This is a genomic window from Streptomyces sp. NPDC126510, assembly GCF_040302345.1.
Classification (GTDB): domain Bacteria; phylum Actinomycetota; class Actinomycetes; order Streptomycetales; family Streptomycetaceae; genus Streptomyces.
Map to the genome: position 1 here is coordinate 58,042 of NZ_JBEORR010000030.1, position 25,432 is coordinate 83,473.

At 73.3% G+C, this 25,432-nt stretch carries 24 protein-coding genes; 15 read left to right on the top strand and 9 right to left on the bottom strand.

The window, feature by feature from the left end:
• Nucleotides 1–192 precede the first annotated feature (192 nt).
• Nucleotides 193–966, top strand: coding sequence for an acyl-CoA dehydrogenase family protein (locus ABTX60_RS33205; RefSeq protein ID WP_352100761.1), 774 nt, complete (start codon nucleotides 193–195; stop codon nucleotides 964–966).
• A gap of 443 nt (nucleotides 967–1,409) precedes the next feature.
• Nucleotides 1,410–1,889 carry an ATP-binding protein gene (locus ABTX60_RS33210; RefSeq protein WP_352100762.1) on the top strand — a complete coding sequence of 160 codons (480 nt, stop codon included), beginning with the start codon at nucleotides 1,410–1,412 and terminating at the stop codon, nucleotides 1,887–1,889.
• A gap of 472 nt (nucleotides 1,890–2,361) precedes the next feature.
• Here ABTX60_RS33210 and ABTX60_RS33215 read toward each other — a convergent pair whose 3' ends face one another.
• Complete coding sequence (locus tag ABTX60_RS33215) at nucleotides 2,362–3,288, bottom strand: cyclase family protein (RefSeq protein ID WP_352100725.1); 927 nt, start codon at nucleotides 3,286–3,288, stop codon at nucleotides 2,362–2,364.
• Nucleotides 3,289–3,392: 104 nt separating this feature from the next.
• Between ABTX60_RS33215 and ABTX60_RS33220 the strand changes: the two genes are divergently transcribed.
• The 3 genes from ABTX60_RS33220 (at nucleotide 3,393) to ABTX60_RS33230 (ending at nucleotide 6,611) form a co-directional block, all read left to right on the top strand.
• Entirely contained in the window at nucleotides 3,393–4,307 is a 915-nt protein-coding gene (locus ABTX60_RS33220; protein ID WP_352100726.1) for an SDR family oxidoreductase, read from the top strand.
• Nucleotides 4,308–4,413: 106 nt separating this feature from the next.
• Nucleotides 4,414–5,562: an acyl-CoA dehydrogenase family protein gene (locus ABTX60_RS33225; protein ID WP_352100727.1), complete on the top strand. Its 1,149-nt coding sequence runs from the start codon at nucleotides 4,414–4,416 to the stop codon at nucleotides 5,560–5,562.
• Nucleotides 5,562–6,611, top strand: a complete 1,050-nt coding sequence (locus tag ABTX60_RS33230) for a Zn-dependent alcohol dehydrogenase (protein ID WP_352100728.1) — start codon at nucleotides 5,562–5,564, stop codon at nucleotides 6,609–6,611. Before ABTX60_RS33225 ends, ABTX60_RS33230 begins: the two co-directional genes overlap by 1 nt.
• On the opposite strand, the gene ABTX60_RS33235 is transcribed toward ABTX60_RS33230, so the two are convergent.
• Nucleotides 6,601–7,614, bottom strand: a complete 1,014-nt coding sequence (locus ABTX60_RS33235) for a GlxA family transcriptional regulator (protein WP_352100729.1) — start codon at nucleotides 7,612–7,614, stop codon at nucleotides 6,601–6,603. The two genes, ABTX60_RS33230 and ABTX60_RS33235, sit on opposite strands and share 11 nt — an antisense overlap.
• An 85-nt stretch (nucleotides 7,615–7,699) precedes the next feature.
• Between ABTX60_RS33235 and ABTX60_RS33240 the strand changes: the two genes are divergently transcribed.
• Complete coding sequence (locus tag ABTX60_RS33240; protein WP_352100730.1) at nucleotides 7,700–9,001, top strand: MFS transporter; 1,302 nt, start codon at nucleotides 7,700–7,702, stop codon at nucleotides 8,999–9,001.
• A gap of 192 nt (nucleotides 9,002–9,193) precedes the next feature.
• Here the strand turns inward: ABTX60_RS33240 and ABTX60_RS33245 are convergent, their stop codons facing one another.
• The 4 genes from ABTX60_RS33245 to ABTX60_RS33260 all read right to left on the bottom strand — a co-directional run bounded on the left by ABTX60_RS33245 (nucleotide 9,194) and on the right by ABTX60_RS33260 (nucleotide 14,202).
• On the bottom strand, nucleotides 9,194–9,811 hold the full coding sequence (locus ABTX60_RS33245) for a flavin reductase family protein (RefSeq protein ID WP_352100763.1): 618 nt from the start codon (nucleotides 9,809–9,811) through the stop codon (nucleotides 9,194–9,196).
• Between the two features lie 41 nt (nucleotides 9,812–9,852).
• Nucleotides 9,853–10,644, bottom strand: a complete 792-nt coding sequence (locus ABTX60_RS33250; protein WP_352100731.1) for an enoyl-CoA hydratase/isomerase family protein — start codon at nucleotides 10,642–10,644, stop codon at nucleotides 9,853–9,855.
• The gene (locus ABTX60_RS33255; RefSeq protein WP_352100732.1) at nucleotides 10,644–12,869 is read right to left on the bottom strand and encodes an acetate--CoA ligase family protein; all 2,226 of its coding nucleotides are present in this window, start codon (nucleotides 12,867–12,869) and stop codon (nucleotides 10,644–10,646) included. Before ABTX60_RS33255 ends, ABTX60_RS33250 begins: the two co-directional genes overlap by 1 nt.
• A 127-nt stretch (nucleotides 12,870–12,996) precedes the next feature.
• Nucleotides 12,997–14,202 carry a flavin-containing monooxygenase gene (locus ABTX60_RS33260; protein ID WP_352100733.1) on the bottom strand — a complete coding sequence of 402 codons (1,206 nt, stop codon included), beginning with the start codon at nucleotides 14,200–14,202 and terminating at the stop codon, nucleotides 12,997–12,999.
• A 237-nt stretch (nucleotides 14,203–14,439) separates the two neighbouring features.
• Here ABTX60_RS33260 and ABTX60_RS33265 point away from each other — a divergent pair, with 237 nt between their 5' ends.
• The 5 genes from ABTX60_RS33265 to ABTX60_RS33285 all read left to right on the top strand — a co-directional run bounded on the left by ABTX60_RS33265 (nucleotide 14,440) and on the right by ABTX60_RS33285 (nucleotide 17,296).
• Nucleotides 14,440–14,892, top strand: coding sequence for a DoxX family protein (locus tag ABTX60_RS33265; protein ID WP_352100734.1), 453 nt, complete (start codon nucleotides 14,440–14,442; stop codon nucleotides 14,890–14,892).
• Nucleotides 14,889–15,305, top strand: coding sequence for a Zn-ribbon domain-containing OB-fold protein (locus ABTX60_RS33270; RefSeq protein WP_352100735.1), 417 nt, complete (start codon nucleotides 14,889–14,891; stop codon nucleotides 15,303–15,305). The genes ABTX60_RS33265 and ABTX60_RS33270 overlap by 4 nt, the downstream gene beginning before the upstream one ends.
• Before the next feature lie 110 nt (nucleotides 15,306–15,415).
• The gene (locus tag ABTX60_RS33275) at nucleotides 15,416–16,018 is read left to right on the top strand and encodes a GNAT family N-acetyltransferase (protein ID WP_352100736.1); all 603 of its coding nucleotides are present in this window, start codon (nucleotides 15,416–15,418) and stop codon (nucleotides 16,016–16,018) included.
• Between the two features lie 123 nt (nucleotides 16,019–16,141).
• Nucleotides 16,142–16,354 carry a DUF4287 domain-containing protein gene (locus ABTX60_RS33280; protein ID WP_352100737.1) on the top strand — a complete coding sequence of 71 codons (213 nt, stop codon included), beginning with the start codon at nucleotides 16,142–16,144 and terminating at the stop codon, nucleotides 16,352–16,354.
• Between the two features lie 60 nt (nucleotides 16,355–16,414).
• Entirely contained in the window at nucleotides 16,415–17,296 is an 882-nt protein-coding gene (locus tag ABTX60_RS33285; protein ID WP_352100738.1) for a GNAT family N-acetyltransferase, read from the top strand.
• Nucleotides 17,297–17,370: 74 nt separating this feature from the next.
• Here the strand turns inward: ABTX60_RS33285 and ABTX60_RS33290 are convergent, their stop codons facing one another.
• Together ABTX60_RS33290 and ABTX60_RS33295 are read right to left on the bottom strand one after the other, a co-directional pair.
• Nucleotides 17,371–18,048, bottom strand: coding sequence for a pyridoxine/pyridoxamine 5'-phosphate oxidase (locus ABTX60_RS33290; protein ID WP_352100739.1), 678 nt, complete (start codon nucleotides 18,046–18,048; stop codon nucleotides 17,371–17,373).
• A 79-nt stretch (nucleotides 18,049–18,127) separates the two neighbouring features.
• Nucleotides 18,128–19,297, bottom strand: a complete 1,170-nt coding sequence (locus tag ABTX60_RS33295; protein ID WP_352100740.1) for a thiolase C-terminal domain-containing protein — start codon at nucleotides 19,295–19,297, stop codon at nucleotides 18,128–18,130.
• Nucleotides 19,298–19,401: 104 nt separating this feature from the next.
• Here ABTX60_RS33295 and ABTX60_RS33300 point away from each other — a divergent pair, with 104 nt between their 5' ends.
• Both ABTX60_RS33300 and ABTX60_RS33305 read left to right on the top strand, forming a co-directional pair.
• The gene (locus ABTX60_RS33300) at nucleotides 19,402–20,601 is read left to right on the top strand and encodes an acyl-CoA dehydrogenase family protein (protein ID WP_352100741.1); all 1,200 of its coding nucleotides are present in this window, start codon (nucleotides 19,402–19,404) and stop codon (nucleotides 20,599–20,601) included.
• Nucleotides 20,598–21,068, top strand: coding sequence for a nitroreductase/quinone reductase family protein (locus ABTX60_RS33305; protein ID WP_352100742.1), 471 nt, complete (start codon nucleotides 20,598–20,600; stop codon nucleotides 21,066–21,068). Before ABTX60_RS33300 ends, ABTX60_RS33305 begins: the two co-directional genes overlap by 4 nt.
• Nucleotides 21,069–21,165: 97 nt before the next feature.
• Here the strand turns inward: ABTX60_RS33305 and ABTX60_RS33310 are convergent, their stop codons facing one another.
• A complete protein-coding gene (locus ABTX60_RS33310) occupies nucleotides 21,166–21,813 on the bottom strand; it encodes a TetR family transcriptional regulator (RefSeq protein WP_167345935.1) in 648 nt (215 codons plus the stop codon).
• A 122-nt stretch (nucleotides 21,814–21,935) separates the two neighbouring features.
• On the opposite strand from ABTX60_RS33310, the gene kbpA reads away from it, so the two are divergent.
• Complete coding sequence (gene kbpA / locus ABTX60_RS33315; RefSeq protein ID WP_352100743.1) at nucleotides 21,936–22,658, top strand: AfsK-binding protein KbpA; 723 nt, start codon at nucleotides 21,936–21,938, stop codon at nucleotides 22,656–22,658.
• Nucleotides 22,659–22,851: 193 nt separating this feature from the next.
• On the top strand, nucleotides 22,852–25,251 hold the full coding sequence (gene afsK, locus ABTX60_RS33320; RefSeq protein WP_352100744.1) for a protein serine/threonine kinase AfsK: 2,400 nt from the start codon (nucleotides 22,852–22,854) through the stop codon (nucleotides 25,249–25,251).
• The last annotated feature ends 181 nt before the right edge of the window (nucleotides 25,252–25,432 follow it).

Sequence of the window (25,432 nt, forward strand, 5' to 3'; positions counted from 1 at the left end):
GGTGGTGCGGGGAGTGAAGGGCCGGGGCGTTCCGAGAGCGGTGGCGCTGCGGGCGCGGGGCGGTCGGTACTCGACGGTGGTGGAACGGGGAACGGTTCGGAGGGTGGCGGCTGCGCGCCTGCGGGGCGTTCGGTGGCCGAGGGTGGCGGTCCGGGGAGTGACGGGTCGGAACCCCGCGCGGCTGCCGGTGGTGTGGCACGGCTCGACCGTGGGGTGTGGCGGGCCCTCGGGAAGCTCGGGTTCTTCGCCCTGCGGCTGCCGGAGGCGGAGGGTGGGGTCGGACTCGGGCTGCCGGAGGCCGTGTTGGTGTTCGAGGAGGCCGGACGGGTGCTGCTGCCCGGGCCGCTCGTCGCCACCCACCTCGCGGCCGGTGCCGTACCGGGCGCCGCCACCGGGGAGACGGTGGTCGCCACCGTGGACGGCGGGCTCGTGGAGTGGCTGGCGGAGGCGGACGTCGTGCGCGGTGACGCCACCGGAGCCGTGCCCCTGCGCTCGCTCGACCCGCTCACGCCCCTGCACCGCGTGCCCGCCGGGCGGCCCGCCCCCGACCCCGTCGCGGTTCTGCTCAGCGCCGCCGAGCAACTCGGCACGGCCGTCCGCGTCGGCGAACTCGCGGCGCAACACGCCCGGGCGCGCGAACAGTTCGGCCGGCCCGTCGGCGCCTTCCAGGCGGTGGCACATCTGTGCGCGGGGATCCTGGTCCGGGCGGAGACGGCCCGTGCCGCGGTGTACGCGGCCGCCGTCACCGCCCACCCGGCCGACATCGCCGCGGCCCGGCTCCTCGCCGACGAGGCCGCCGTGCGCGGCGCCCGCGACTGTCTCCAGGTGCACGGCGGCATGGGCTTCACCTGGGAGTCCGAGGTCCATCTGCATCTGAAACGCGCATGGGTTCGAACCCAGCGTGCGGGTGGTGTGACGGAGAGTGAGGAGATGCTCGCGGCGGCTCTGGCGTCCGAGAAGGTCTGACGGGCCGTCTGGCTGCGGTGTCGCCCCGCACGCTCCCGGAGATGTCGCGGATCGTGGCATACCGGAATCACGGAGCGTTGATATCGGCTTGTGTCCTCAGTGTGACTCGTTACGGCCTGGAGTCGATTGCCCACTCCGGTACCTTGTGTCAGATGCGAGTGGCTCCGAGCGCAGTGCGACCCCGTGGCGCCGCCTGTTCGACTGCCCGCGGCGAGCGTCGCACAGTATGCCGCACGGGTACTCCTTCGCGCTGGAATATGCCCGAAGCGCTTGTTGGCGTGACTGTACGTCAACCATGCTGTCCCACAAGGGATTCACGTTCTGTGATCCTTGTCCCGGCCGTTGTTCTGGCCATGCAGAAAATGGCTACGATCGTGGCCCTCGTGAGGCGCGAGCCTAAGTGTCCGCCGGTTCGGATGGTGTGAGCGGTGCAGGTGCTTCAAGTGCAGCTGGAGATCCGGCCCGACCCCGCAGAAGTGGGGCGAGCCCGGCGGTGGGCCCGCTCCCGCCTGGCCGGGTCCGGCATACAGGCCGACGAACCCCTCGCCGAGACGCTGATCCTGCTCGTCTCCGAACTCGTCACCAACGCCGTGGTGCACACCGGCCGCCCCGCCGTCCTGCGGCTGTCCCTGCCGCCCGTGGTGACGGAGGAGGCCACGGTCCGGCTCGAGGTCGCGGACCGCAGCGGCCGGGCCCCCGTGCCCCGGTGCGCCGGCGACGACGCGACCGGCGGCCGGGGCCTGGCGCTCGTGGACGGCCTCGCCGACCGCTGGGGCTGGAGCGTCGAGGCCACCGGCAAGCGCATCTGGTGCGAACTGGACCGGTGCGCGAAGTCCGGCGACGTCGCCACCTCGTGCGGGGGCGGCGCGGTGGCGTGCGGCGGCGGGGCGGCTTTCGAGGGACTGGCGTACGAAGCGGTGTAGTGCCGCAGCTCGTCGCCCGCCCCCCGCGCCTGCCGGGTGCGGTGCACGGCGGCACATGCCGCGGGTGTGTGCGGCGGGGCCGGGGCACGGATGCATCGGGTCGGCAGGTTCGGTCGGGCCATGCGGCGATGCGCCGGGACGTGCTTCCGTGCGCGCCTACGGCAAAAGCCTCAAGTGCGACAAATTGCCGAACGGGTGTTGACGGGTCGTGACCGCTTGCTCACGCTTGTGGGCAGCGATTCGCCGAGAGGGGACGACGAGGGCTTCGGTGGACGGCAGCCCTCGGCGAGTGTGAGTCGTGATTCGGCGTCGGCTTCCTTCAGGGCCAGGAAGCCGGGGCGGGAGCGCCGGAGTCGGGTGGCGGCGCGCGCTGCCGTGCTCGGGGCGAGCAGCGCGGCGCCGCCATCCAGCTGCGCGGATGGCGGCCCGGTGCGGCGACGGGCCCTGGGGCCCGGCGGTCCGGGGGGCCGGTCTACAGAACGGCGACGGGTGCCACCGGAGAGCCGGTCGCCCCGGTGAACGGCTCGGGGGTGGCCGTCAGCAGAAACGCGTACCGGCCCGCTTCTCCACAGGCTGTGGACAACGTTTCGAGATTCCAGTTCTGGCCCTGTGGCATGCCCATCTCCACGAGATGGAGCGCGTGCACCGGCAGCCAGAGGTCCGCCACCTCCGGCGGGAACACCTCGAAGGTCAGGGTGTCGTTGGCGACGGCCGCGACATCGCGCGCGTGGAACCACTCCGGCGTACGGATCGACAGCCCCGGCGACGGGTACCCGTAGCCGTGCCGGTCCCCGGCCAGGCAGGTCCGCATCTGCCCGGTCCGCACGAGCACGATGTCACCGGCCCCGACCCGCGTGCCGGCCAGCTCCTCGGCGGCGTCCAGGTCCTCGGGCGTGACCGCGTATCCACCGTCGAGCCGGTCCGTGCCCCGGGCCCGGGCGACGTCGAGCAGTACGCCGCGTGAGACCACGTGCCGGACCGTGCCGATGCCGCTGAACCCGGCGCCGCCATGTGCCGTGACGGTGTCGGCCGGGCGGCCGTTGTAGAGCCGGCCGGAGTGCGAGACGTGCGGCAGCGCGTCCCAATGGGTGGCCGCCTGGAGTCCCATGGTCACGATGTCGTCGCTGCAGGCGACCGTGCCCGGGCCGAAGATCTCCTGGTTGATCTGCACCATGGTGTGCAGGGGGTTGACGCGGCCGGGGATCACGCCGGTCTGCACACCGTCCTGCTGGAGGGGCAGGGCGAGGGGGACGCGCCGACCGCTGCGGACGGTCGCCGCGGCCTGCCTCACGACCTCGTCGGTGATCAGGTTCAGGGTGCCGATCTCGTCGTCGGCTCCCCAACGCCCCCAGTTGTTCACGCGCTTGGCGATGTCGTGGAACGCGTCCGGCAGCGACATGAGTCCTCCCCGGGGCTTGTCTTCCGGTATCTGACGGGTCGTAGAATTCGGGAACCGACAATCTAACGGTCCGTCAGAAACCGTGGGACGGGAAGGGGCCGGGCGTGGGGAACTTCTTGGCAGGCAAGGTCGTCGCCGTCACGGGTGCCGGGCGGGGCATCGGCCGGGCGGTCGCGCTCGCGGCGGCGGCCGAGGGGGCGAAGGTCGTGGTCAACGACTACGGCGTCGCGGTCGACGGGGGCTCGCCGGCGAGTGAGGTCGCCCAGGCCGTGGTGAAGGAGATCGAGGCGGCGGGCGGGGAGGCGGTGGCCGTCGCCGACGACATCTCCACGATGGCGGGCGGGCAGCGGGTCGTCGACGTGGCGCTGGCGTCGTACGGGCGGCTGGACGGTGTGGTCTGCGTGGCCGGGATCCTGCGCGAGCGGATGCTGTTCAACATGACCGAGGAGGAGTGGGACCCGGTCGTCGCGACACACCTCAAGGGCACGTTCACGGTGTTCCGGGCGGCCTCCGCGATCATGCGGAGGCAGCGGGCCGGGACGCTGATCGGCTTCACCAGCGGCAACCACCAGGGGTCGGTCTCCCAGGCCAACTACAGCGCCGCGAAGGGCGGGATCATCTCGCTGGTGCGCAGCGCCGCGCTGGGACTCCACAAGTACGGGGTGACCGCGAACGCGGTGGCGCCGGTGGCGCGGACGCGGATGTCGGCGGGGGTGCCGATGGAGCTGGCGGAGATCGGCGAGCCGGAGGATGTCGCCGCGCTGGTGGTGTACCTGCTGTCCGACGCGGCCTCCCGGGAGGGGATCACCGGGCAGGTGTACACGGTGGCCGGGGCGAAGATCGCGGTGTGGGCGCAGCCGAGGGAGTTGCGTGCCGCCTATGCCTCCGGCGGGTGGAGCGTGGAACGGATCGCGGAGTTCCTGCCCGGGTCGGTCGGGGTGGATCCGATGCCGATGCTGGAGCGGGTGGGGGAGATGGAGAGGGCGGCGGGGGAAGGGCGGAGGCCCAACGCCCAGTAGCTCGGGGGCTGGGGTGGTTCGGCGGGTGCGGGCGCGTTGTGGCTTGTCGCGCAGTTCCCCGCGCCCCTGGGGAGTCTGCCCCTGCAGCAGCGAGAGGAGAGCCCTGATGGACTTCGGCTTCAGCCCGGAGGACGACGCGTTTCGCAGCGAAGCTCGTGACTGGCTGGCCTCGCACGTCAGTGGCCGTGCGGACCGCCGCAGTTGGGAACGCACCCTCGGCGCGGCCGGATGGATCGGGCTCGGGTGGGGTGCCTCCGGGTACGGGAATCGCAGGGCCACCCTCACTCAGCAGGTCGTCTGGGCCGAGGAGTACGCGCGCTCCGGGGCGCCGCCGCGCTCGGGGCACATCGGGGAGAACCTGCTCGGCCCGACGCTCATCGCCCACGGCACCGACGAGCAGAAGTCGCGCTTCCTGCCGCCGATCGCCGCCGGCGCGGAACTCTGGTGCCAGGGGTACAGCGAACCCGGCGCCGGATCGGACCTGGCCGGGATCCGGACCGCGGCCGTACCCGAGCCGGACGGCCGTACGTACCGGGTCACCGGGCAGAAGATCTGGACGTCGCTCGCCCACGAGGCGGACTGGTGTTTCGTGCTGGCCAGGACAGAGCCCGGCTCGGTGCGGCACCACGGCCTGTCCTTCCTGCTCGTCCCCATGGACCAGCCCGGCCGGATCGAGGTCCGCCCCATCCGGCAGATGACCGGCACCAGCGACTTCAACGAGGTCTTCTTCGACGGCGCCCGCGCGGAGCACGTCGTCGGCGGCGCGGGCAACGGCTGGCGCGTCGCCATGAGCCTGCTCGGCTTCGAGAGGGGTGTGTCCACGCTCGCCCAGCAGATCGGGTTCGCCGGGGAACTGGGCGCGGTGGTGCGGGCGGCCGTGGAGTCGGGCGCGGTGCGGGACCCCGTCGTACGGGAACGGCTCGTGCGGCAGTGGGCCGAACTGCGCACGATGCGCTGGAACGCCCTGCGCACGCTGGGGGGTTCCACAGAGGCGGGCGCCCCGAGCGTGGCCAAGCTGCTGTGGGCCGGCTGGCACCAGCGGCTCGGTGAGCTGGCCGTGCTGGTGCGGGGCGCGGCGGCCGGAGTGGGACCCGCCGACTGGTCCGCCTCGGCGCCGTACGAACTGGACGCCGCCCAGCACCTGTTCCTCTTCTCGCGGGCCGACACGATCTACGGCGGCTCGGACCAGATCCAGCGCACGATCATCGCCGAGCGTGTGCTCGGCCTGCCCAGGGAGCCCAAGGGGGCCGTGTGATGCGAGGTGTGATCTTCGACGGGAAGCAGGTCCGGGTCGTGACGGACCTGGAGGTGCGCGAGCCCGGGCCGGGTGAGGTACGGGTGGCGGTCTCGGCGGCCGGGCTGTGCCACAGCGATCTGTCGGTGATGGACGGGACCATCCCCTTCCCCGTTCCCGTGGTGCTGGGCCATGAGGGGGCCGGGGTCGTGGAGGCCGTGGGCGCGGGCGTCACCCATGTCGCGCCCGGGGAGCATGTGGCGCTGTCCACCCTGGCGAACTGCGGTACGTGCGCGGAGTGCGACCGGGGGCGGCCGACCATGTGCCGGAGGGCCATCGGACGCCCGGGCCGGCCCTTCCGCCACGGCGGCTCGCCGGTGCACCAGTTCGCGTCCAACTCGGCGTTCGCCGAGCGCACGGTCGTCAAGGCCGTACAGGCGGTCCGCATCCCCGACGACATCCCGCCGGCGTCGGCCGCGCTCATCGGGTGCGGGGTGCTGACCGGGGTGGGCGCCGTACTCAACCGGGCGCGGGTCGACCGCGGCGACAGCGTCCTGGTCATCGGGACGGGCGGCATCGGCCTGAACGTGCTCCAGGGGGCGCGGATCGCGGGCGCCGGGCGGATCGTCGCCGTCGACGCCAACCCGGCGAAGGAGGAGGCGGCACGCCGGTTCGGCGCGACCGACTTCCTCACCTCGGCCGAGGGGGTGCGCGACCTCCTGCCCACGGGAGCGGACCACGCCTTCGAGTGCGTCGGCCGTGTGGAGCTGATCCGGCAGGCGATCGACGCGCTGGACCGGCACGGCCAGGCGATCCTCCTCGGGGTCCCGCCCGCCGCTGCCGAGGCGTCCTTCCGCGTCTCGTCGATGTACCTCGACAAGTCCATCCTGGGCTGCCGCTACGGCTCCTCGCGCCCGCAGCGGGACATCGCCCTGTACGCCGAGATGTACCGCCAAGGGCGCCTCCTGCTCGACGAACTGGTCACCCGGACCTATCCGGTCGAGGACTTCGAGAAGGCGGCGGCGGACGCGGAGGCGGGGCGGGTCGCGCGGGCGGTGCTCACCTTCTGAGAGCCGCGGTGCTCTCGTTCTCCGCCCGGAAGGTGCGCCGGTAGGCCGTGGGCGTGACCCCCAGGGCCGACTGGAGGTGCTGGCGCATGGACTGGGCCGTGCCGAATCCCGCGTCCCGCGCCACCTGGTCGACGGAGCGGTCGGTGGACTCCAGGAGGTGGCGGGCCCGTTCCACGCGCTGCTGGGTGAGCCACTGGCCGGGGCTGACGCCGGTCTCCTCGCGGAAGCGGCGGGTGAAGGTGCGGACCGACATGGACTCCTGGGCGGCCATGTCGCGCAGCTGGACCGGCTCGTGGAGACGGCCCAGGGCCCAGGCGCGGGCCGAGGTCGTGGTCGCCTGCTGCGGGTCCGGCACGGGCCGGTGGATGTACTGCGCCTGACCGCCGTCGCGGTGCGGCGGCACGACCGTGCGGCGGGCCACGTCGTTCGCGATCGCCGTGCCGTGGTCCCGGCGCACCATGTGCAGGCACAGGTCGATGCCGGCCGCGACACCGGCCGAGGTCAGGACGTCGCCGTCGTCGATGAACAGCACGCCCGGGTCGACCTCGATCCGCGGGAAGAGCCGCTGGAACCGGTCAGCGTCGGCCCAGTGGGTGGTGGCGGGCCGGCCGTCGAGGAGACCGGCGGCGGCGAGGACGTAGACACCCGTGCAGATCGAGGCGAGCCGGGTGCCCGGGCGGATGTGGGCGAGGGCGGCGGCCAGTTCGCCGGTCAGCACGCCCTGCTCGAAGACCGGGCCGAGTTCGTACGACGCCGGGACGATCACCGTGTCGGCGGTGGCCAGGGTCTCGGGGCCGTGCTCCACCTGGATGGCGAAGTCGGCGTCGGTCTGCACCGGGCCCGGCGGGCGGACGGAGCAGGTGACGACGTCGTACAGCAGGCGTCCCTCGGCGTCCCGGGGGCGGCCGAAGATGCGGTGCGGGATGCCCAGCTCGAAGGGGAGCAGGCCGTCCAGGGCGAGGACGACGACACGGTGCGGGCGGAACTCCGGGTCACGGCGCATGGCCCGATCCTATGGCCCGATCCTAACGAATGCTGTCCTTCGGGCCACTCGATGGAGTGCACCCGCCGGCCGGAAGCTCTATGTCGTGACCCAGACAACCGAAGCAGCGGCCGTGCGGCAGCCGCCGAAGCCGACCCGTGTGCGCCTGCACCGCGCCTGGTTCGTCGCCGCCGTGACCTTCGTGACGATCATCGGCGCCGCCGCCTTCCGTTCCGTGCCGGGCCTGCTCATCGATCCACTGCACGACGAGTTCGACTGGTCGCGCGGCACGATCGGAGCCGCCGTCTCGGTGAACTTCGCGCTGTACGGCCTGACGGCCCCGTTCGCGGCGGCCCTGATGGACCGCTTCGGCATCCGCCGGGTCGTCGCCGTCGCCCTGACCGTGATCGCGGCCGGTTCCTGGCTCACGGTGTGGATGACCGCGGCCTGGCAGCTGATGCTGTGCTGGGGCCTGCTGGTCGGCCTCGGCTCCGGCTCCATGGCGCTGGCCTTCGCGGCGACCGTCACCAACCGCTGGTTCACCGCACGGCGCGGCCTGGTCAGCGGCATCCTCACCGCCGCCTCGGCCTCCGGCCAGCTGATCTTCCTGCCCCTGCTGTCCTGGATCATCGACCGCTACGACTGGCGCCCGGCGGCCGTGACGGTCGCCCTCGCCGCGCTCGCGGTCGTGCCGTTCGTGTGGCTCCTGCTGCACGACCACCCGGCCGACGCCGGCCAGAAGCCCTACGGGGCCGCCGAGTTCGTCCCGAAGCCCCCGCCCGTCCGCGGTGCCGCCCGCCGGGCCGTGACCGTGCTGTTCTCCGCCGTGCGCACCGGCCCGTTCTGGCTGCTCGCCGGTACCTTCGCGATCTGCGGCGCCTCCACCAACGGCCTGGTCCAGACCCACTTCATCCCCGCGGCCCACGACGCGCACATGCCCGTCCGGGCCGCCGCGTCCCTGCTCGCGGTCATCGGGGTCTTCGACGTCGTCGGCACGATCGCCTCCGGCTGGTTCACCGACCGCTTCGAGCCGCGCCGCCTGCTGGCGGTGTACTACGCGCTGCGGGGCGTGTCGCTGATGTTCCTCCCGCTCCTGCTGGGCCCCTCGGTCCACCCTCCGATGATCTTCTTCATCGTCTTCTACGGCCTCGACTGGGTCGCCACGGTCCCGCCCACCCTCGCGCTGTGCCGCGAGCAGTACGGCGAGGACAGCGCGATCGTCTTCGGCTGGGTCCTCGCCTCCCACCAGGTGGGGGCGGCCCTCGTCGCCTTCCTGGGCGGTGTCGCCCGCGACGCGTTCGGCACGTACGACGTGGTCTGGTACGCGTCGGGGGCGCTGTGCGCGGCGGCGGCGTTGATGGCGCTGGTGATCCGGCGGCGCGGGCCGGGGGTGGCGGCGGTCGCCTGAACCCTACGAGGCCGTAAGCGCGCGAAACGCCCAGCCGTCGTTCGTCGGACGAGCGCCATCACCTGGTCGTCGTCACTTCGCCCTGAGGGGCGCCATCTTGTGCCGGACCGGGGGGCCTGAGCCCGACGGGGGCTGAAGCCCGAACCGTACGCGGACGGCAGCCTGAGCCCGACAGGGGCGTCGGCCCGTGCCCTACAGGGACGCCAATCGCGCGAAGCGCCCCCGGTGGAAGAGGAGCGGCCCGTCCGGGCCGTCGGCCGCGCCGAGGGCGTTCACCCGGCCGACCACGACGAGGTGGTCGCCGCCCGGGTGGACGGCGTGGATGGTGCAGTCGATCCACGCCACCGTGCCCGTCAGGCGGGGCGAGCCGGACACCGGGGCCGCGTCGTACGCCACCCCCGCGAACTTGTCCGCGCCGCTCACCGCGAACGAGCGGCACAACTCGTCCTGGCCGGACGCCAGGACGTTCACGCAGAACACCCCGGCGCGGGCGATCCGCGGCCAGGTCGTCGACGTACGGCCGACCATGAAGGCGACGAGGGGCGGGTCGAGGGAGAGGGAGGTGAAGGACTGGCAGGCGAAGCCGGCGGGAGGTTCGCCGGCCGCGGCAGGGGGTGCCGTGACGACGGCCACGCCCGACGCGAAGTTGCCGAGGACGCTGCGGAACTCCCGTGCGTCGAGCGGGGCCCGCTCGTCGGCGCCGACGCAGCGCAGTTCGGGCCGAGGCAGCGCCTCGACGGGCTCCGCAGCGGCCGTGCGGACCGACCTGAGGTAGCGGACGGCGGCTTCCGCCGTCCCTGCTTGTCCCATCACACCGCCATTGAAACTGACGTATCGTCAGATAGGAAGGGCTAGCGTCCTCCGAACTCCGCACCGCGCCGCTCCACGAAGCTCCGCACGCCCTCCCGCGCGTCCGCCGTCGTCATGTTGATCTCCTGAGCGGCGGCCTCGGCGGCGAAAGCCGCGGCGCGGTCGGTGTCGAGGGAGGCGTTGACGAGCTGCTTGGTCAGGGCGAGGGCCCGGGTCGGGCCGGCCGCGAGGCGCTCGGCCCAGGCACGTGCCGTCTTCCGCAGCTCCTCATCGGGCACGACCCGGTTGACGAGCCCGAGGCGTTCGGCGTCCGGCGCGGTGAGCGCGTCGCCGAAGAACATCAGCTCCTTCGCCCGCTGCGGGCCGACGAGCCGCGGCAGGAGGTAGGCGCCGCCGCCGTCGGGGACCAGGCCGCGGCGCACGAACACCTCGACGAAGCGGGCGGATTCGGCCGCGAGGACCAGATCGCACGCCAGCGCGAGGTGCGCGCCGAGGCCGGCCGCCGTGCCGTTCACGGCCGCGATCACCGGTTTCTCGCAGTCGAGCACGGCGGCGATCAGACGCTGGGCGCCGGTGCGCAGCGTGCGTGCGACATCGCCCGCGAGGCGCTCGCCGGGTGCGCCGGAGCCCCGCAGGTCCGCTCCGGAGCAGAAGCCGCGGCCCGCCCCCGTGATCACGACAGCCCGTACCTCCGCCGTGGCCGAGGCCTCCGCCAGCAGCCGGATGATGTCCTCGCGCTGCCCGGGCGTGAGGGCGTTGAGGCTCTCGGGCCGGTTGAGGGTGAGGGAGAGGACGTGGTCGCCGGTCGAGTGCACCAGTGCGGGCTCCGTCATCAGCGGCACACCGCCAGCGCGTCCAGCGCCACGGCACCCTGTCCGTGCGGCAGGACCATCAGCGGGTTGATCTCCAGTTCCGCCAGCCGGTCACCGAGTTCCAGGGCCATGCGCTGCACCCGCAGGACCACCTCGACCAGCGCGTCCAGATCCGCCGGCGGCCGCCCCCGGACCCCGTCGAGCAGGGCCCGCCCGCGCAGCCCGGCGAGCATGTCCCGCGCCTGTTCCTCCCCGAAGGGCGGCACCCCGACGGCGGTGTCGCGCAGCACCTCGACGAGCACCCCGCCGAGTCCGACGGTCACGGTCGGGCCGAACAGGTCGTCGTGGGCGACACCGACGACCATCTCCACGCCCTGCTCCACCATCTGGCAGACCAGGACGCCGTCCAGGGCGACGTCCTCGTAGCGGGCGATGTCGGTCAGCTCCCGGTAGGCGTCGCGGACCTGGCTGGCCGAGGTCAGCCCGATCTTCACCAGGCCCAGCTCGGTCTTGTGGGCGATGCGGGCGCCGGAGGCCTTCATCACCACCGGATAGCCCACCAGCCCGGCCGCGCGTACGGCCGCGGCCGCACTGGTCACCAGCTGCTCGCGCGGTACGCGGATGCCGTACGCCCGCAGCAGCTGCTTCGCCGCGTGCTCGCTCAGCTGCCGGCCGGGCTGCATCAGGGCCTGTGCCTTGCGGTAGGACGGCGAGGGGGTGCGCGGTGCCTCGTCGAAGGGGGAGCGGTAGCCGGTCGTGAAGCGGTGGTGGGCGAGGTGGGCGCGGACGGCGGTGAGGCAGTTGCCGACCGTGCGGAAGGTGGCCACGCGGGAGGAGCCGAGCAGGGCTTCGCGGTAGGCGCTTTCGGTGCCGACGGGCGAGCCCCACACCACGCAGACGAGCTTGTCGGTCTGCTCGGCCGCGTCCACCAGGTCCCGGACGAGCCGGTCGCTGAGTGGCGGGAACGGCCCGGTGACCGGGCATATCAGCACGCCCACGGCGGGATCGGCGAGGATCGCGTCGATGATCTTCCGCCCGCGTTCGTCCCCGACGGGATGGCCGCCGTTGTCGACCGGGTTGGCGACGGACAGGTATTCGGGGATCCACTGGTGCAGCTCGGCCTGCTTGGCCTCGGACAGCACCGGCAGGCTCAAGCCCGCCTCGGTCGCCAGGTCGGCGACGTGTGCGCCCGTGCCGCCCGAGATGGAGTAGACGACGACCCCGTCGGCGCGCGGCGGCCGGGCCCGGGCCAGGAGGGCGGCGGTGTCCTGGAGTTCGTCGAGCCCGTCGACGCGGATCACGCCGTACTGGCGCAGCGCAGCGTCCACCACCGCGTCCGCGCCGGTCAGTTTGCCGGTGTGGGAGGCGGCCGTGCGGGCTCCGGTCTCGGTACGGCCCACCTTGACGGCGACGACCGGGACTCCGCGCCGGGCGGCTCGGTCGGCGGCGAGCAGGAAGGAGCGGCCGTCCTTCAGTCCTTCGAGGTAGCAGGCGATGGCGCCGACCTCGGGCTGCTCGGCGAAGTAGGACAGGAAGTCGGCGCTGTCCAGATCGGCCTCGTTGCCGGTGGGGGCCCAGTGGGAGAGGCGGATGCCGAGTTCCTGAAGGGCGAAGACGGGGCGGCCCTGGTGGCCGGACTGGGTGATCAGGGCGATCGCCGGGCCCTGAAGGTCGTCGCGGAACCGCTCGAAGGCGTTGAGGTTGGTGTTGGGACCCAGCAGCCGCAGCCCGGACCGTTCGACGGCGGCGGCCAGTCGCCGCTGGGCGGCCTCGCCCTCCGGCCCGGTCTCCGCGAACCCGGACGCGAACACGACCGCGAACCGGGCCTTGGCCTCGGCCAGTTCCTCGATCACCGGCAAGGGGTCGCCGACCAGCACCACGGCCAGATCGACCGGCTCGGGCAGATCGGCGACGGAAGGGAAGCAGGGGATGCCGAAGACGGCGGCCCGGCTGGGATGCACCGGGTGCAGCCGGGCGCCGACCCGCTCCGCCCAGTCGGCCAGCTGCCGCGTGATGCCGGTGTTCGGGCGGCCCTCGGCGTCCGAGGCGCCGATCACGGCGACGGACCGGGGCCGGAAGAAACGATCCAGGTCGGGTGCGTCGGCGTGCAGCGGCCGTCCGCTGACGTCGAGGTCGCCCGCCTGGGCCGGCCTGCCGTGCACGACGGGCCCGGACCGCTCGCCACAGGCGATGGCCCGGGTCCGGCGGGAGTCGGTGGTGAGGGTGCCGTGGGTCGATCCAAGCATCGTTTCCGCCCGCTCCTGTGAGACAGCCGCTAACTGACGCACAGTCAGATTACTGAACTGATGCGACGTCAGGAACGGTGTGAGCGGGCAAAGTTGCCCGAGCCGTCGACCGAGTGACTCCGGCCTCTCAGCCCGGCAGGCGGGACACGCTCCCCGAGTCGTTCCGTGCGACCGCCTTGGCGATCTTCACCGCGTCCAGCGCCAGCTCGCGGAGGTTGCCGCTGATCGGGTTGGTGAAGCCGGTGAAGTACAGGCCGGGGGCGGTCTTCGGGGTGCGGGCACCGTGGGTGACGGGCCTGCCGCGGTCGTCGAGGACGTCGAGGTGGCCGACCAGGTTCTCCAGGGCACGGACGTAACCGGTGGCGGCGATCACCACGTCCGGGGAGATCCGGCTGCCGTCGGCCAGGGTGATCTTGTCGCCGTCCTCGAAGCCCTCCACGGCGGCCACGATCTCCACCCTGCCCTTGCGCACCGCGTCGATCAGGCCGACGTCCTGCACCGGGATCGCCCCCTGCTTCACCCGTGTGTACAGCCCGGTGTCGGGGCGCGGCAGTCCGTGGGCCGACAGGTCGGGCAGCGCCACCCTGGCCTGCGCCCGGGAGATCCGGTCGACCAGGCCGACCGGCAGCCGGCGGACGAGGACGCCGCTGTACTGGGCGGCCCAGCCGGCGGTCGAACGGCGCACGATGTGGGGGACCGTGCGCACGGCGAGCCGGACCCGGGAGGCCCCGTTCTCCACCAGGTCGACGGCGATCTCGGCGCCGGTGTTGCCGACCCCGACGACGAGGACGTCCCGGCCCGCGTAGGGCTTGCCGCTGCGGTACTCGCCGGCGTGCAGGAACTCGCCGGTGTACGCGGCGCGGCCGGGCCAGTCCGGCAGGCGGGGGGTGTGGTTGTAGCCCGTGGCGACGACCACCGCCGCGCCGGTCAGTTCCCGGCCCCCGGTGGCGTGCAGCAGCCAGCCCGTGCCGTCGGGGGTGCGCTCGACGCGGGACACCTCGACGCCGGTGACGATCTCCAGACGGTGGTGCTCGGCGTACTTCTCCAGGTACCGCACCACGTCGTCCCGGGACACCCAGCGTCCGAACCGGCGCGGCATCGGCAGTCCGGGCAGGGCCGAGAGGCGGCGGGTGGTGTGCAGGTGCAGCCGGTCGTAGTGGCGGCGCCAGGACGCCCCGACATGGTCGGACTTCTCCAGAACGACGGCCCGTACGCCCCGGGCGCGCAGCGCGTACGCCACGGCGAGCCCGCCGGGGCCGCCGCCGATGACGTAGACGGGGCGGTCGGGTGGGGGCTGTGCGGAGGCGTGTGTGGGGGGTGTGGAGTCGGCCATGAGCGCGAGCGTAATCACGCGACTGCTTGATGGGTCTCAGTCAAGACCGGAATTGGTTTCGGATTGATCACGCCTGTAGGGGGAGGGGGCGGGGCTCGTGGCGCTGGGGGCCTGGTTGTGGCGGGGTGGTGATCCTTTCCGGCTGCGCCGCACTTGAGGGGGGTGCGGTCCGCCGCTCGGGCCGGGCTGCTGCGGGGGCCCTTGCGCAACCGCTGATCTGACGTACCGTCAGATCGCATGGACGCGATCTGGCTCACCGGAGCGGAATGGCTGGCCGTGCTGCGGATCGGGCTCGGGCTGTGGTGGCTGGAGAGCTGGCGGCACAAGGACCGCAAGGCCTGGTTCGAGCGGGGCACCGGCATCAAGTGGGCGGCCGGGATAGCCGCCGAGCACCGCTGGAGCGCCGTCCGGTCGGGCTTCCAGGCGGCCGTGGCGCCGCGCCCGCGCATGATGGCGTACGTCGTCGTCTACGCGGAACTCGCGCTCGGACTGGGCCTCGTCACCGGCTTCCTCACCCCGGTCGCCCTGATCGGCGGGTTCCTCCTCAACGCGCTGTACTTCACACTCATGGTCCACGACGTCGCCGAGCAGGGGCAGAACTCGATGATGGCGCTGATGTCGGTGGTGGGGTTGTTCGGGATGTCCTGGCAGACGTGGTCGCTGGACAGCGCGCTGGGGCTGTTCCGATGACCGGCCGCTTCGACCTGCCCGAGCCGGACGCCTTCACCCGGACGTACTGGGAAGCCGCCGCCGGGGGCAGGTTGCTGATCCGCCGCTGCGGGGCCTGCGGCCGGGCCCACCACTACCCGCGCGAGTTCTGCCCCCACTGCTGGAGCGAGGACGTGGCGTGGGAGACGGCGAGCGGCCGCGCCACGCTCTACACCTGGTCCGTCGTCCACCGCAACGACCTGCCGCCGTTCCGGAACCGCGTCCCGTACGTCGCCGCGGTGGTCGAACTCGCCGAGGGACCACGGATGATGACGGAGGTCGTCGGGGCGGGGGGCCACCGGGCCGGTGAGGAGCCGGAACTGTCGGGCGGGGCGGAACTGGAGGTGGTGTTCCGGGAGGGGGTCCCGGTGTTCCGGCCGGTGCCGAGGGACTGAACGGCCGGTGTTCGAGGGGTCCGGCGTCCCGGAACCCGGGCCCATGGGGGCAACGGCGTTCTTCCCGTCACGGCATCCCGGATCGCGCCCCACGGGATTCAATGGGACCCATGGCCCCCATACGCGACCAGTCCCTGACCGGCCCCCACCCGGACCTGCACGGCCACGGCCTGTCCCTGCGCCCCTGGGACGCGGGGTCGGGTGCCGACGTCGACGTCTGGTTGCGAGGGTTGCGTGATCCGGAGTTCCGGCGCTGGAACACCCCGCTGCGGCCGGTCACCGACCCGGCGAGTGCGCGGGAGTCGCTGCTCGCTCGGGCGCAGAGTGCCCTGGAGGGGACGTCGGTGTCGTTCCGCGTCGCCGACGCCCGCAGTGACACCCCGCTGGGGCACATCGGCGTCAACGAGATCAAGTACCACCTGAAGGTCGCGCGGGTCGGCTACTGGGTGCTCCCCGAGGCCCGAGGCCAGGGCGTCGCCACCCGTGCCCTCCTGATCGCCGCACGCTGGGCCCTCACGGAGCTCGGCCTGCACCGGCTGGAGTTGGACCACGCGGTCGGCCATGACGCCTCGTGCCGGATCGCCGAGAGATGCGGGTTCCCGTACGAGGGCACCGCGCGCGGCGCGATCTTCCAGGAGGGGCGGCACGACGCGTTCCGGGACGCCCATCTGCACGCACGCCTGGCCACGGACCCGGAGCCGGCGGATCCCTGAGGGGGAGGCGGGGCAGTCGATGTGACGGGCATCACTTCGGGCGGGCGATCAGTTCCTCCCACCCCTCCGGTCATACCCGGCGACCCGCGACACGACCGCCACGCAGAGAAGGGGTAGGCCGAGATGACCGCACCCGTGAAGGGCCCCGCCAGTTACTTCCCGTCCATCGAGAAGAAGTACGGCCGGCCGATCGCCGACTGGCAGGAGCTGATCCGCACCTCGCCACTGACCCGGCACATGGAGCTCGTCAACTGGCTCAAGACCGAACACGGCCTGGGGCACGGTCATGCCAACGCGCTGGTGGCGTACACACTCGCCGAGGACAGCGGCAACTGAGCCCAGGGGGCCTGCCGAAAATCAGGGGTGTCCGTCAGGTGCCGGACGGCACCATGAATCATGGACACCGATACGAACACCCAGGCGGAAACGGTCGGTTGGCACTTGACCCCCGACCTCGACGACTTCCTCGCCCAAGCGGGGGCCTTCCTCCGCTCCCGGCCGGCGCTGCACACCGTGCCGTTGACGGTCACGGAGACACTGCGGACCCGTGGCCGGAGCGTGTACGGAGACGGGGCACCGGAGTTCGGCGTGCTGGAACGGGAGGGTGCGGTCCGGGCGACCTTCTTCCGCACTCCGCCGCACTGGCTGAACCTCACGGCACTCAGCCCCGAGGACGCCGACACCCTCGCCGCCCGTCTGTCAGCCCTCGGCCGAGGCCTGCCCGGCGTGAACGCGGAAACCGACACCGCGGCCGCCTTCGCCACGGCCTGGCAGCGCCACACGGGCGCCCCGGCCGCCCTGCGCCAGCGCCAGCGGCTCTACCGGCTCGGCACCCTGACCGCACCCGGTCCCGTGCCGCCGGGCCGCCCCAGGGCCGCCGTCGAGTCCGACCGCGAGCGACTCCGGCGCTGGCACGACGAGTTCAGTGAATCCGTCGGCCTGGGCACGGTCCGCGACTCCGCGGAGTGGGCGGACGCCCGCATCGACACCGGCACCATCACCTTCTGGGAGACCCCCGACGGCACTCCCGTCGCCATGGCCGGAACGAGCCCCCGGGTCGCCGGCCAGGTCCGCGTCACCACGGTCTACACCCCGCCCCACCTCCGCGGTCACGGCTACGCGGGCGCGGCCACGGCCGAGATCAGCCGCGCCGCGCTGGCCGCCGGGGCGGACGAGGTCCTCCTCTTCACGGACCTGTCCAACCCGACCAGCAACGACCTCTACCAACGCATCGGCTACCGCCCGGTGGCGGACTTCGCGGTGTACGACTTCACGTAGGCGTCGCCATCGCCGGCCGAACGCCCCCGGGCGGGCCGACGCCCTCCCCAGGCCGAGGCCCGGGGGCGCCGTCCTCACGGCCACAGCAGCTCCCGCGCCCACCCCTCCCCGCCGCGCTCCTCCTCGCGCCGATAGCGGAGCCGGACGTGCCGCCGTCGCTCGTCGCCCTGGAAGAACTCCACCTCCTCGGCCCGCAGCCGGTACAGCGTCCAGGACGGCACCGGTGCCTCCGGCTCCCGCGACGCCCGCTCCCACGCCGACTCCGAGGCCCGGGCCAGGTCGTCCAGCGAGGGGAGGATCTCGCTCTGCCGCCCGGTCAGCGCCGCCGCCAGCGCCCCGGTCGAGCGGGCGTGCAGGTCGCCCTGGGCCTCCTCGGACGGAGCCGCCGTCACCGGGCCCCGCACCCGGACCTGCCGGCCCAGCACCGGCCAGTAGAAGCCGAGCGCGGCGTACGGGCGGCCGGCGAGGTGCCGGCCCTTGCGGCTGCCGGTGTGGGACGCGAAGGACCAGCCGTCGTCGTCCGCGCCGTGCAGCATCACGATCCGTACGTCGGGCAGGCCCGACTCGTCCGACGTCGCCAGCGACATGGTGTGCGGCTCGGTCTGGCCCGCCGCCACCGCCGCCGCGAACCACTCGGTGAACAGGGGCAGGGGAGTGGCCGGAGCCGTGTCCGGCTCGAAGGAGGGCAGGTCCGTGACCTTCGGGTCCCAGACCCGCAGTGACCTCAGCAGCTCGTGAAGATCGGTTGCCATGCCTCGATTGTCACCGGTCCCCCCCGAGAGGCCGGACCGTGCACGCCGAGGGCAGCGCAGTCCCCCCGCCCGCGCCCGCTCACCCCGCCCCCAGCACCACCGTCCCCGACGAGCAGAACCAGCCCCCCGTCCCCGACGCCACCGCCAGCCTCGGCAGCGCACCGTCACCCCGCCGCACCTGGCGCTCCCCGCACTCCCCGCGCAGCTGCCGCACCGCCTCCACCAGCAGGAACAGCCCCCGCATCCCGGGATGCTGCGCCGAAAGACCGCCCCCGTCGGTGTTCACCGGCAGCTCACCGCCCTTCACCCGCAGCCGCCCCTTCTCCACGAACGCCCCGCCCTCGCCCTTGCCGCAGAAGCCGAGGTCCTCCAGCGTCACCAGCGTCATGTAGGTGAACGCGTCGTAGAGCTCGGCGAAGTCGATCTCCGACGGCCGCACCCCCGCCCGCTCGAACGCCAGCCTCCCGCTCACCGCCGCCGGCGACACCGTGAAGTCCGGCCACTCGGACATCGCCGCGTGCGAGACGGACTCCCCGCTCCCGAGCACCCACACCGGCGCCGTACGGCAGTCCCGTACGTAGTCCTGCGCCACCAGCAGCACCGCCGCCCCGCCGTCGGAACGGACGCAGCAATGCAGCTTGGTGAAGGGGTCGGCGATCATGGGCCCCGCCAGGACCTCGTCGACCGTGATCGGCGTGCGGAACATCGCCTCGGGGTTGAGGGCCGCGTTGGCCCGGGCCTGCACGGCCACCTCCGCCAGCTGCTCGGTCGTCGTGCCGTACTCGATCATGTGGCGGCGGGCCGCCATGGCGTACTTGGCGATCAGGGTGTGGCCGTAGGGGACTTCGAACTGCAGGGGGCCGCGCGTGCCGAAGGACAGGGTTCCGGTGCGGCGGCCGGCCCGGACGTCCGCGCGGGCCGTCGAGCCGTAGACGAGCAGCACCGCGCGGGCGTGCCCGGCGGCGATCGCGTCCGCCGCGTGGGCGACCATGACCTCCCAGGTGGAGCCGCCCACGGAGGTGGAGTCGACCCAGGTGGGGCGCAGGCCCAGATACTCGGCGACCTCCACGGGCGCCAGCGTGCCGAGGCCCGCCGAGGCGAAGCCGTCGACCAGCGACCGGTCCAGGCCCGCGTCGGCCAGGGCGCGCCGGGCCGCCTGGGCGTGCAGCGCGTACGGGGTCGCGTCGTCCACCCGGCCGCAGTCCGACAGGGCCACGCCGACGACGGCCGCTTTCCTCCGGGCCACCATGAATCTGACGGTACATCAGATACGGGCCGGTGCGGCAGGGCTCTGGGCTTCCCTGTTCCGCCGCCCTAATATGACGCACCGTCAGATGCGGAGAGAGGTGCCCCATGGACGCCCGCTTCACCGACGAACAGGACGAGATCCGCCGCACCCTGCGCGAACTCCTCGGCAAGCGGTGCGGGTCCGAAGAGCTGCGGGCCGCCGTCGACACCCCGGCCGGGCACGACCCCGCCCTGTGGACCCTCCTCGCCGGCCACCTCGGCCTGGCCGCACTGGCCCTCCCCGAGACCTACGGCGGTGCCGGCTGCACCGTGACCGAACTGGCCCTGGCCTGCGAGGAGACGGGCCGGGCCCTCGCCCCCACCCCGCTGCTGGCCACCGCGGTCCTCGCCGCCCCGCTGCTGCTCGCCCTGGGCACCGACGCCCAGCGCGCCGAGCTCCTGCCCCGCATGGCCTCCGGCGAATTCACCGCCGCCCTCGCCGTACCGGGGACCGCCCTCGCCACCGCCCTCGCGCTCACCGGCCACGACGGGCGCGGGCGGTGGGCCGGCGGGGGACGGGCCGGGGGCGTGCAGGCCCGGCGGGCGGAGGGCGGCTGGCGGCTGTACGGGCAGGCCGACCAGGTCCTCGACGGGCACAGCGCCGAGCTGCTCCTGGTCGCCGCGCACACCGGGGGATTCCCCCGTTCGCGGGTCCTGCTCTTCCTCGTGCGCGCGGACGCCGCCGGCCTCACCCGCGTACGGCAGACCGCACTGGACGCGACCCGCCCACAGGGCCGGATCCAACTGCGAGACGTACGGGCCGAGTTGCTGGGCGATGAGGACTCCGACGCCCTTCCCGCCCTCGCCGGGCTCGGTGACACCGTCGCCGCCTGCCTCGCCGCGGAGGCGGTGGGGGCCGCCGCCCGGGTGCTGGAGCGGACGGTCGAGTACGTGGGGCAGCGCGAGCAGTTCGGGCGGCCGGTCGGCTCCTTCCAGGCGGTCAAGCACCGGTTGGCCGACGCGTACGTCCAGGTCCAGGCGGCCCGCTCGGCGGCGTACTACGCGGCCTGGGCCGCCGCAGGGGCCACCGCCCCGGCCGGCGAGGAGAGGGCCGGTGCTCTCGCCCTCGCCCAGGCGCTCGAAGCGCTGCGCCGGGCCGCCGCCGAGGGGATCCAGCTGCACGGCGGCATCGGATTCACCTGGGAGCACGAGGCTCACCTGTACTTCAAGCGCGCCGCGGGCGACGAGCTGCTGTTCGGGCCGGCGCACCGGCTGCGGGCGCACGCGGCCGATGCGGCACACGTCTTCGAGGAGGCCGGCACATGAGGGGCGCACGCGTGGTGCAGAAGGTGTCGTCGACCCGGGGCTTCGCGCGCGTGGCGCCGCACGTGGTGCCCGCCCTGGACCGGGCCGTCCACCGGCTCACCAGGGGAAAGGTGCTGCTCAGCGCGCACATGCTCCCCGGTGTGGTGCTGACCTCGACCGGGGCGAGGAGCGGCCTGCCCCGCCGTACCCCCCTGGCCTGCATGCCGGAGGACGGCGGGCGTCACTGGATCCTCGTCGGGTCCAACTTCGGACGGCCGGGGCACCCGGCCTGGAGCCACAACCTCCTCGCGCACCCCGAGGCGGAGATCAGCTGGAAGGGCCGGGACGTCCCGGTCACGGCCCGGCTGCTGGCGGGGGAGGAGCGGGCGGCGGCGTGGCAGGCGCTGCTGGTGTTCTGGCCGCCGTACGCGGCGTACCAGGCGCGGGTGGAGCGGGAGATCCGGGTGTTCCGGCTGGTACGGAGGTAGGGACGCGGGGCGCGAACGCGCGACAGGCGGTGGTCCACCCGGGTGGACCACCGCCTGCCAGACAGGACTTGGGTGGGTAAGAAGGCGTCGCGCCGCGCTACTTCGTCGGCTTCCGGCCGGTGACGCCGAGGTGTACCAACAGGGCGAGGTTCGGCTTCAGTTCGGCCTGTTTCACGCCCCAGGAGGAGAAGCCCTTCTGGTGGGAGGCGACGGCCGCGAGCATCGCGACCAGCGAACCGGCGACGGCCGCCGGGTTCACGTCCTTGTCGACCCGGCCCTTGGCCTGGAGCTCGGCGACGGCGTCCGCGAGGGAGTTGTTCACCGAGTTGAGGATCTTCATGCGGAGTTTGTAGAAGCGCTTGTCGCCCTCGGCGGCACCGAGATCGACGACCCGGAGGATGGCGTCGTTCTTGCGCCAGAACTCCAGGAAACCGTCGACGAGTTCCTGCGCCGTCTGCCAGCCGGCCTTGCCGGCCCAGGAGCGGCCCTCCAGGAGCTCGGTCAACGCGGCGCCCTCGGTCGCCATTTGCTCGGCGATCTCCAGGACGGCGCCCTCGACGTCCGGAAAGTACTGATAGAAGGTCGCGGGCGAAGTACCCGCCTTCCGGGCGACATCGATGACCTTGACGTCCCGGTACGGGGAGGAGCTGAGCATCTCGCTGAGGCAGTCGAGCAGCTTCTGCCGGGTCGCCTGCCCACGTCGGCCGGCCACGCGGCCGTCGACGGTACGCACTTGTCCTGTCATGACGTCAGCTTACCGAGGCGTGATCGGGGCGCGATTCGGCCGACTGCAAATGGGGTGTAAGGGAGTACGGGGGCTGGTGTGCCTGGTCTGCGGGGTGCGGCAGTCGCGGTTACGTTGTCCGCATGGCCGAAAACAGGGCATCGGTGTACGGAGAGGGCGTCCCCTGCTGGGTGGACGCGCAGCTTCCGGACGTCGAGGCGGGCAAGCGGTTCTACGGTGAACTTTTCGGGTGGACCTTCGAGGACTGGTTCGGCTCCTTCGCGCAGGCACTGAAGGACGGCGAACCCGTGGCCGCCCTGGTCCGCAAGGTGGACGGACGGCTGCCCACCGTCTGGACGGTGTACTTCGCGACCCCGGACGCACCCGCCCTGGCCCGGCGCATCCGGGACGCGGGCGGTCAGGTCGTCTCGGCCCCGGTGCCGGCCGGCGAGCTGGGCGTCACCGCGCTCGTCACCGACCCCGAGGGTGCCGTCTTCGCCCTGTGGCAGCCGGAGGACCACCCCGGCTTCGGCACACGGCACGAGCCGGGCACCTTCGCCTGGGTCGAGCTGTACGCCCGGGACACCGAGGCGGCCAACGCCTTCTACGGCGATCTCTTCCGGGAGGCCCTGTTCGGGCCGGGCGCCGAGCCCGACTTCGGCCGGGCCCCCGTCACGGACGTGTTCTCCGACCGGATGCCGCCGCACTTCCTCGTGCACTTCGCCGTCGAGGACGTACCCGCCGCTCTGGAGGACGTGCGGCGGCTCGGTGGCCGGGTCCAGGCCCCGCCCTTCGAGACCTCGTACGGGGAGGTCGCCGTCGTCACGGACAATCAGGGGGCCTCCTTCGCGTTGCTGCACCGCTGAGCAGGCATCATTTGGTCATCATTTGATCACTTCCATGCCGAGACATCCCAATTGTCACCGGGTTCGCAACCACGGCTCCGGCCAGGAAGAATCAGGGTGCGTGCCGCCATGGCGGTGCGGTGGTGAGACGCTGCACGAAGGTCGCGTGGAACATGTGGCTCGGCGCGGCTCGTACGGGGAGGTGGCAGGCAGAGTGGTGGATCAGCTGACGCAGCACGATCCGCGGCGGATCGGGCCGTTCGAGGTGCTGGGGCGGCTGGGTGCCGGCGGCATGGGGCTGGTCTATCTCGCGCGTTCGGCATCCGGCCGGCGTGTGGCGATCAAGACCGTCCGGACGGAGCTCGCCGAGGACCAGCTGTTCCGGGTCCGCTTCACGCGTGAGGTCGAGGCGGCCCGCGCCGTCTCCGGCTTCTACACGGCCGCGGTCGTGGACGCCGACCCGCGCGCCGCCGTGCCGTGGCTGGCCACCGCGTACGTCCCCGCGCCCTCCCTCGAGGAGATAGTGAACGACTGCGGCCCGATGCCGGCCCAGGCGGTGCGCTGGCTGGCGGCGGGCGTGGCCGAGGCGCTCCAGTCCATCCACGGCGCGGGCCTGGTGCACCGCGACCTCAAGCCGTCGAACGTCCTGGTCGTGGAGGACGGCCCCCGGGTGATCGACTTCGGTATCGCGTCGGGCGTGTCGAACACGCGTCTGACGATGACGAACGTCGCCGTCGGCACCCCTGCCTACATGTCCCCCGAGCAGGCCAAGGACTCCCGCAGCGTCACCGGCGCCAGCGACGTCTTCTCCCTGGGCTCGATGCTGGTCTTCGCCGCCACCGGACACCCGCCCTTCCACGGCGCCAACCCGGTCGAGACGGTCTTCATGCTGCTGCGTGAGGGCCCGGACCTCGAAGGGCTCCCGGACGAGCTGCGGCCGCTCATCGACTCCTGTATGCAGATGGACCCCACGGCCCGTCCCAACCCGGCCGACCTCCAGGCCCAGCTCGCCCCGCACCTCTTCGGCTCCGGCTCCGACGACAGCGGCACGGCCTCCGCGTGGCTGCCCGAGCGGGCCGTGGGCCTGATCGAGTCCCGCCGCAACGGCCGCCCGGCCGGCAAGCCCGCCCAGGGCACCGGCCGCAGCGGCGGCGGACGCCCCGGCCCCGCTCCGGGGCCCGCGCCCATCCCGCCCCCGCCCGCGCACGACCCCGTCGTCCCGGCGCCGGCGCCCGCCGCGTCCGTGGCCGCCCCGGTCGGCGGCCCCGACACCGGCCCCGTCCGGCTGGCCGGCGCGCAGGTGCCCATCGGCCCGGGCCCGCGCGTCGCCGACGTGCGCGCCGCCGCCGTCAAGGCACCCCCTCCCGAGGCCGCGCTCGCCGCCTCCTGGGCCAAGCCCCGCCCCGGCGTCAACGGCACCGGCCCCGCCGTGGGCCCGGCCGTCGCCGCGCCCGCGGCCCCGGCCGCGCCGCCTGAGCAGGCCGGCGGCTGGCGGCCGTGGCGCTTCCGCATGTCCAACGACGTCTGGGGCACGCCCGCGGTCGCCGACGACCTGGTCTACGTCACGTCCTTCGAGGTGCACGCCCTGGACGTCGCCACCGGCCGCCGCCGCTTCAAGACCCGGGACGTCGCCTGGTCCATGGCGGTCGCGGAGGGCAGGATCCACGCCTCCGACGGGCCCACCCTGTTCGCCCTGGACGCCCGTGAGGGCGCCGACCTGTGGCGCCTGCAGACCGACGCCTGGGTCTACACGCTCCAGGCCGGCCGCGGCACCGTCGTCACCGGCACCCGCGGCGGCGGCGTGCAGGGCTGGGAGGCCTCCGGCGGCCAGAAGCTCTGGGAGATCACCGGCTGCCAGACCGACTTCGAGTCCCCCGAGGCCGGGCCGGTCCTGCACGACGGCACGGTCTACGTGTGGCAGGACGCCCGGCTGCGCGCCCTGGACGCCCGCACCGGCGAGGAGCGCTGGTCGTACCCGATCGGCGACGCCGGCTCCTGCGGCGGCGTCCCGATCCGGCTCACCCAGGCCACCGACGGCTACGTCTACGTCTGCGCCGGCACCCGCGTCCTCGCCCTGGACGTGGCCGCCGGGCACGTGAAGTGGCACTTCGAGGCCCCGGCCGTGTTCCTCTGCCCGCCCACGTTCGTCCCCGGCCCGGCCGTCACCGGCGGCGGCATCTACCTCGCCGACTACCTCGGCACGGTCTACGCCCTCGACGCCACCGACGGCCGCGACCGCTGGCGCATCGCCACCGAGTCCCGCTCCTGCGTCGACCCCGTCCTGGTCGCCGCCGGCCATGTCCACGTGGGCAGCGGCAAGGGCCTCTACACGCTCGACGCGGTCACCGGCACACCCAAGTGGCGCTTCCAGGCGGGCGGCGACATCGTGGGCGCCCCCTCGGTCGCCGAGGGCCGGATCCACTTCGGCTCCACCGACCACCTGCTCTACACCCTGAAGGCCGACGACGGCCGGCTGCGCTGGAAGCTCGCCACCGGCGGCGAGATCACCGGCTCCCCGGTCGTCCGGGACGGGGTGGTGTACGCGTGCAGCAAGGACCGCTGCGTGTACGCGCTGGACGCGGAGAAGGGCACGGGCACGGCGCGCACCGCCTGACGGGTCCGGGACGGCCGCCGGACCGCCCGACCGGCCCGGGACGGCCGTCGCACCGGCGTACGGAAGGGGCTCCGGACGGCGGCCGTCGTTCGATGGGGAGCGGTCCGTTCACCGCTTCCACCCACGACGCTACGCCGGGCACGCTCCGGTCGCTACGCGGTGACATGACCGTGACAGACGA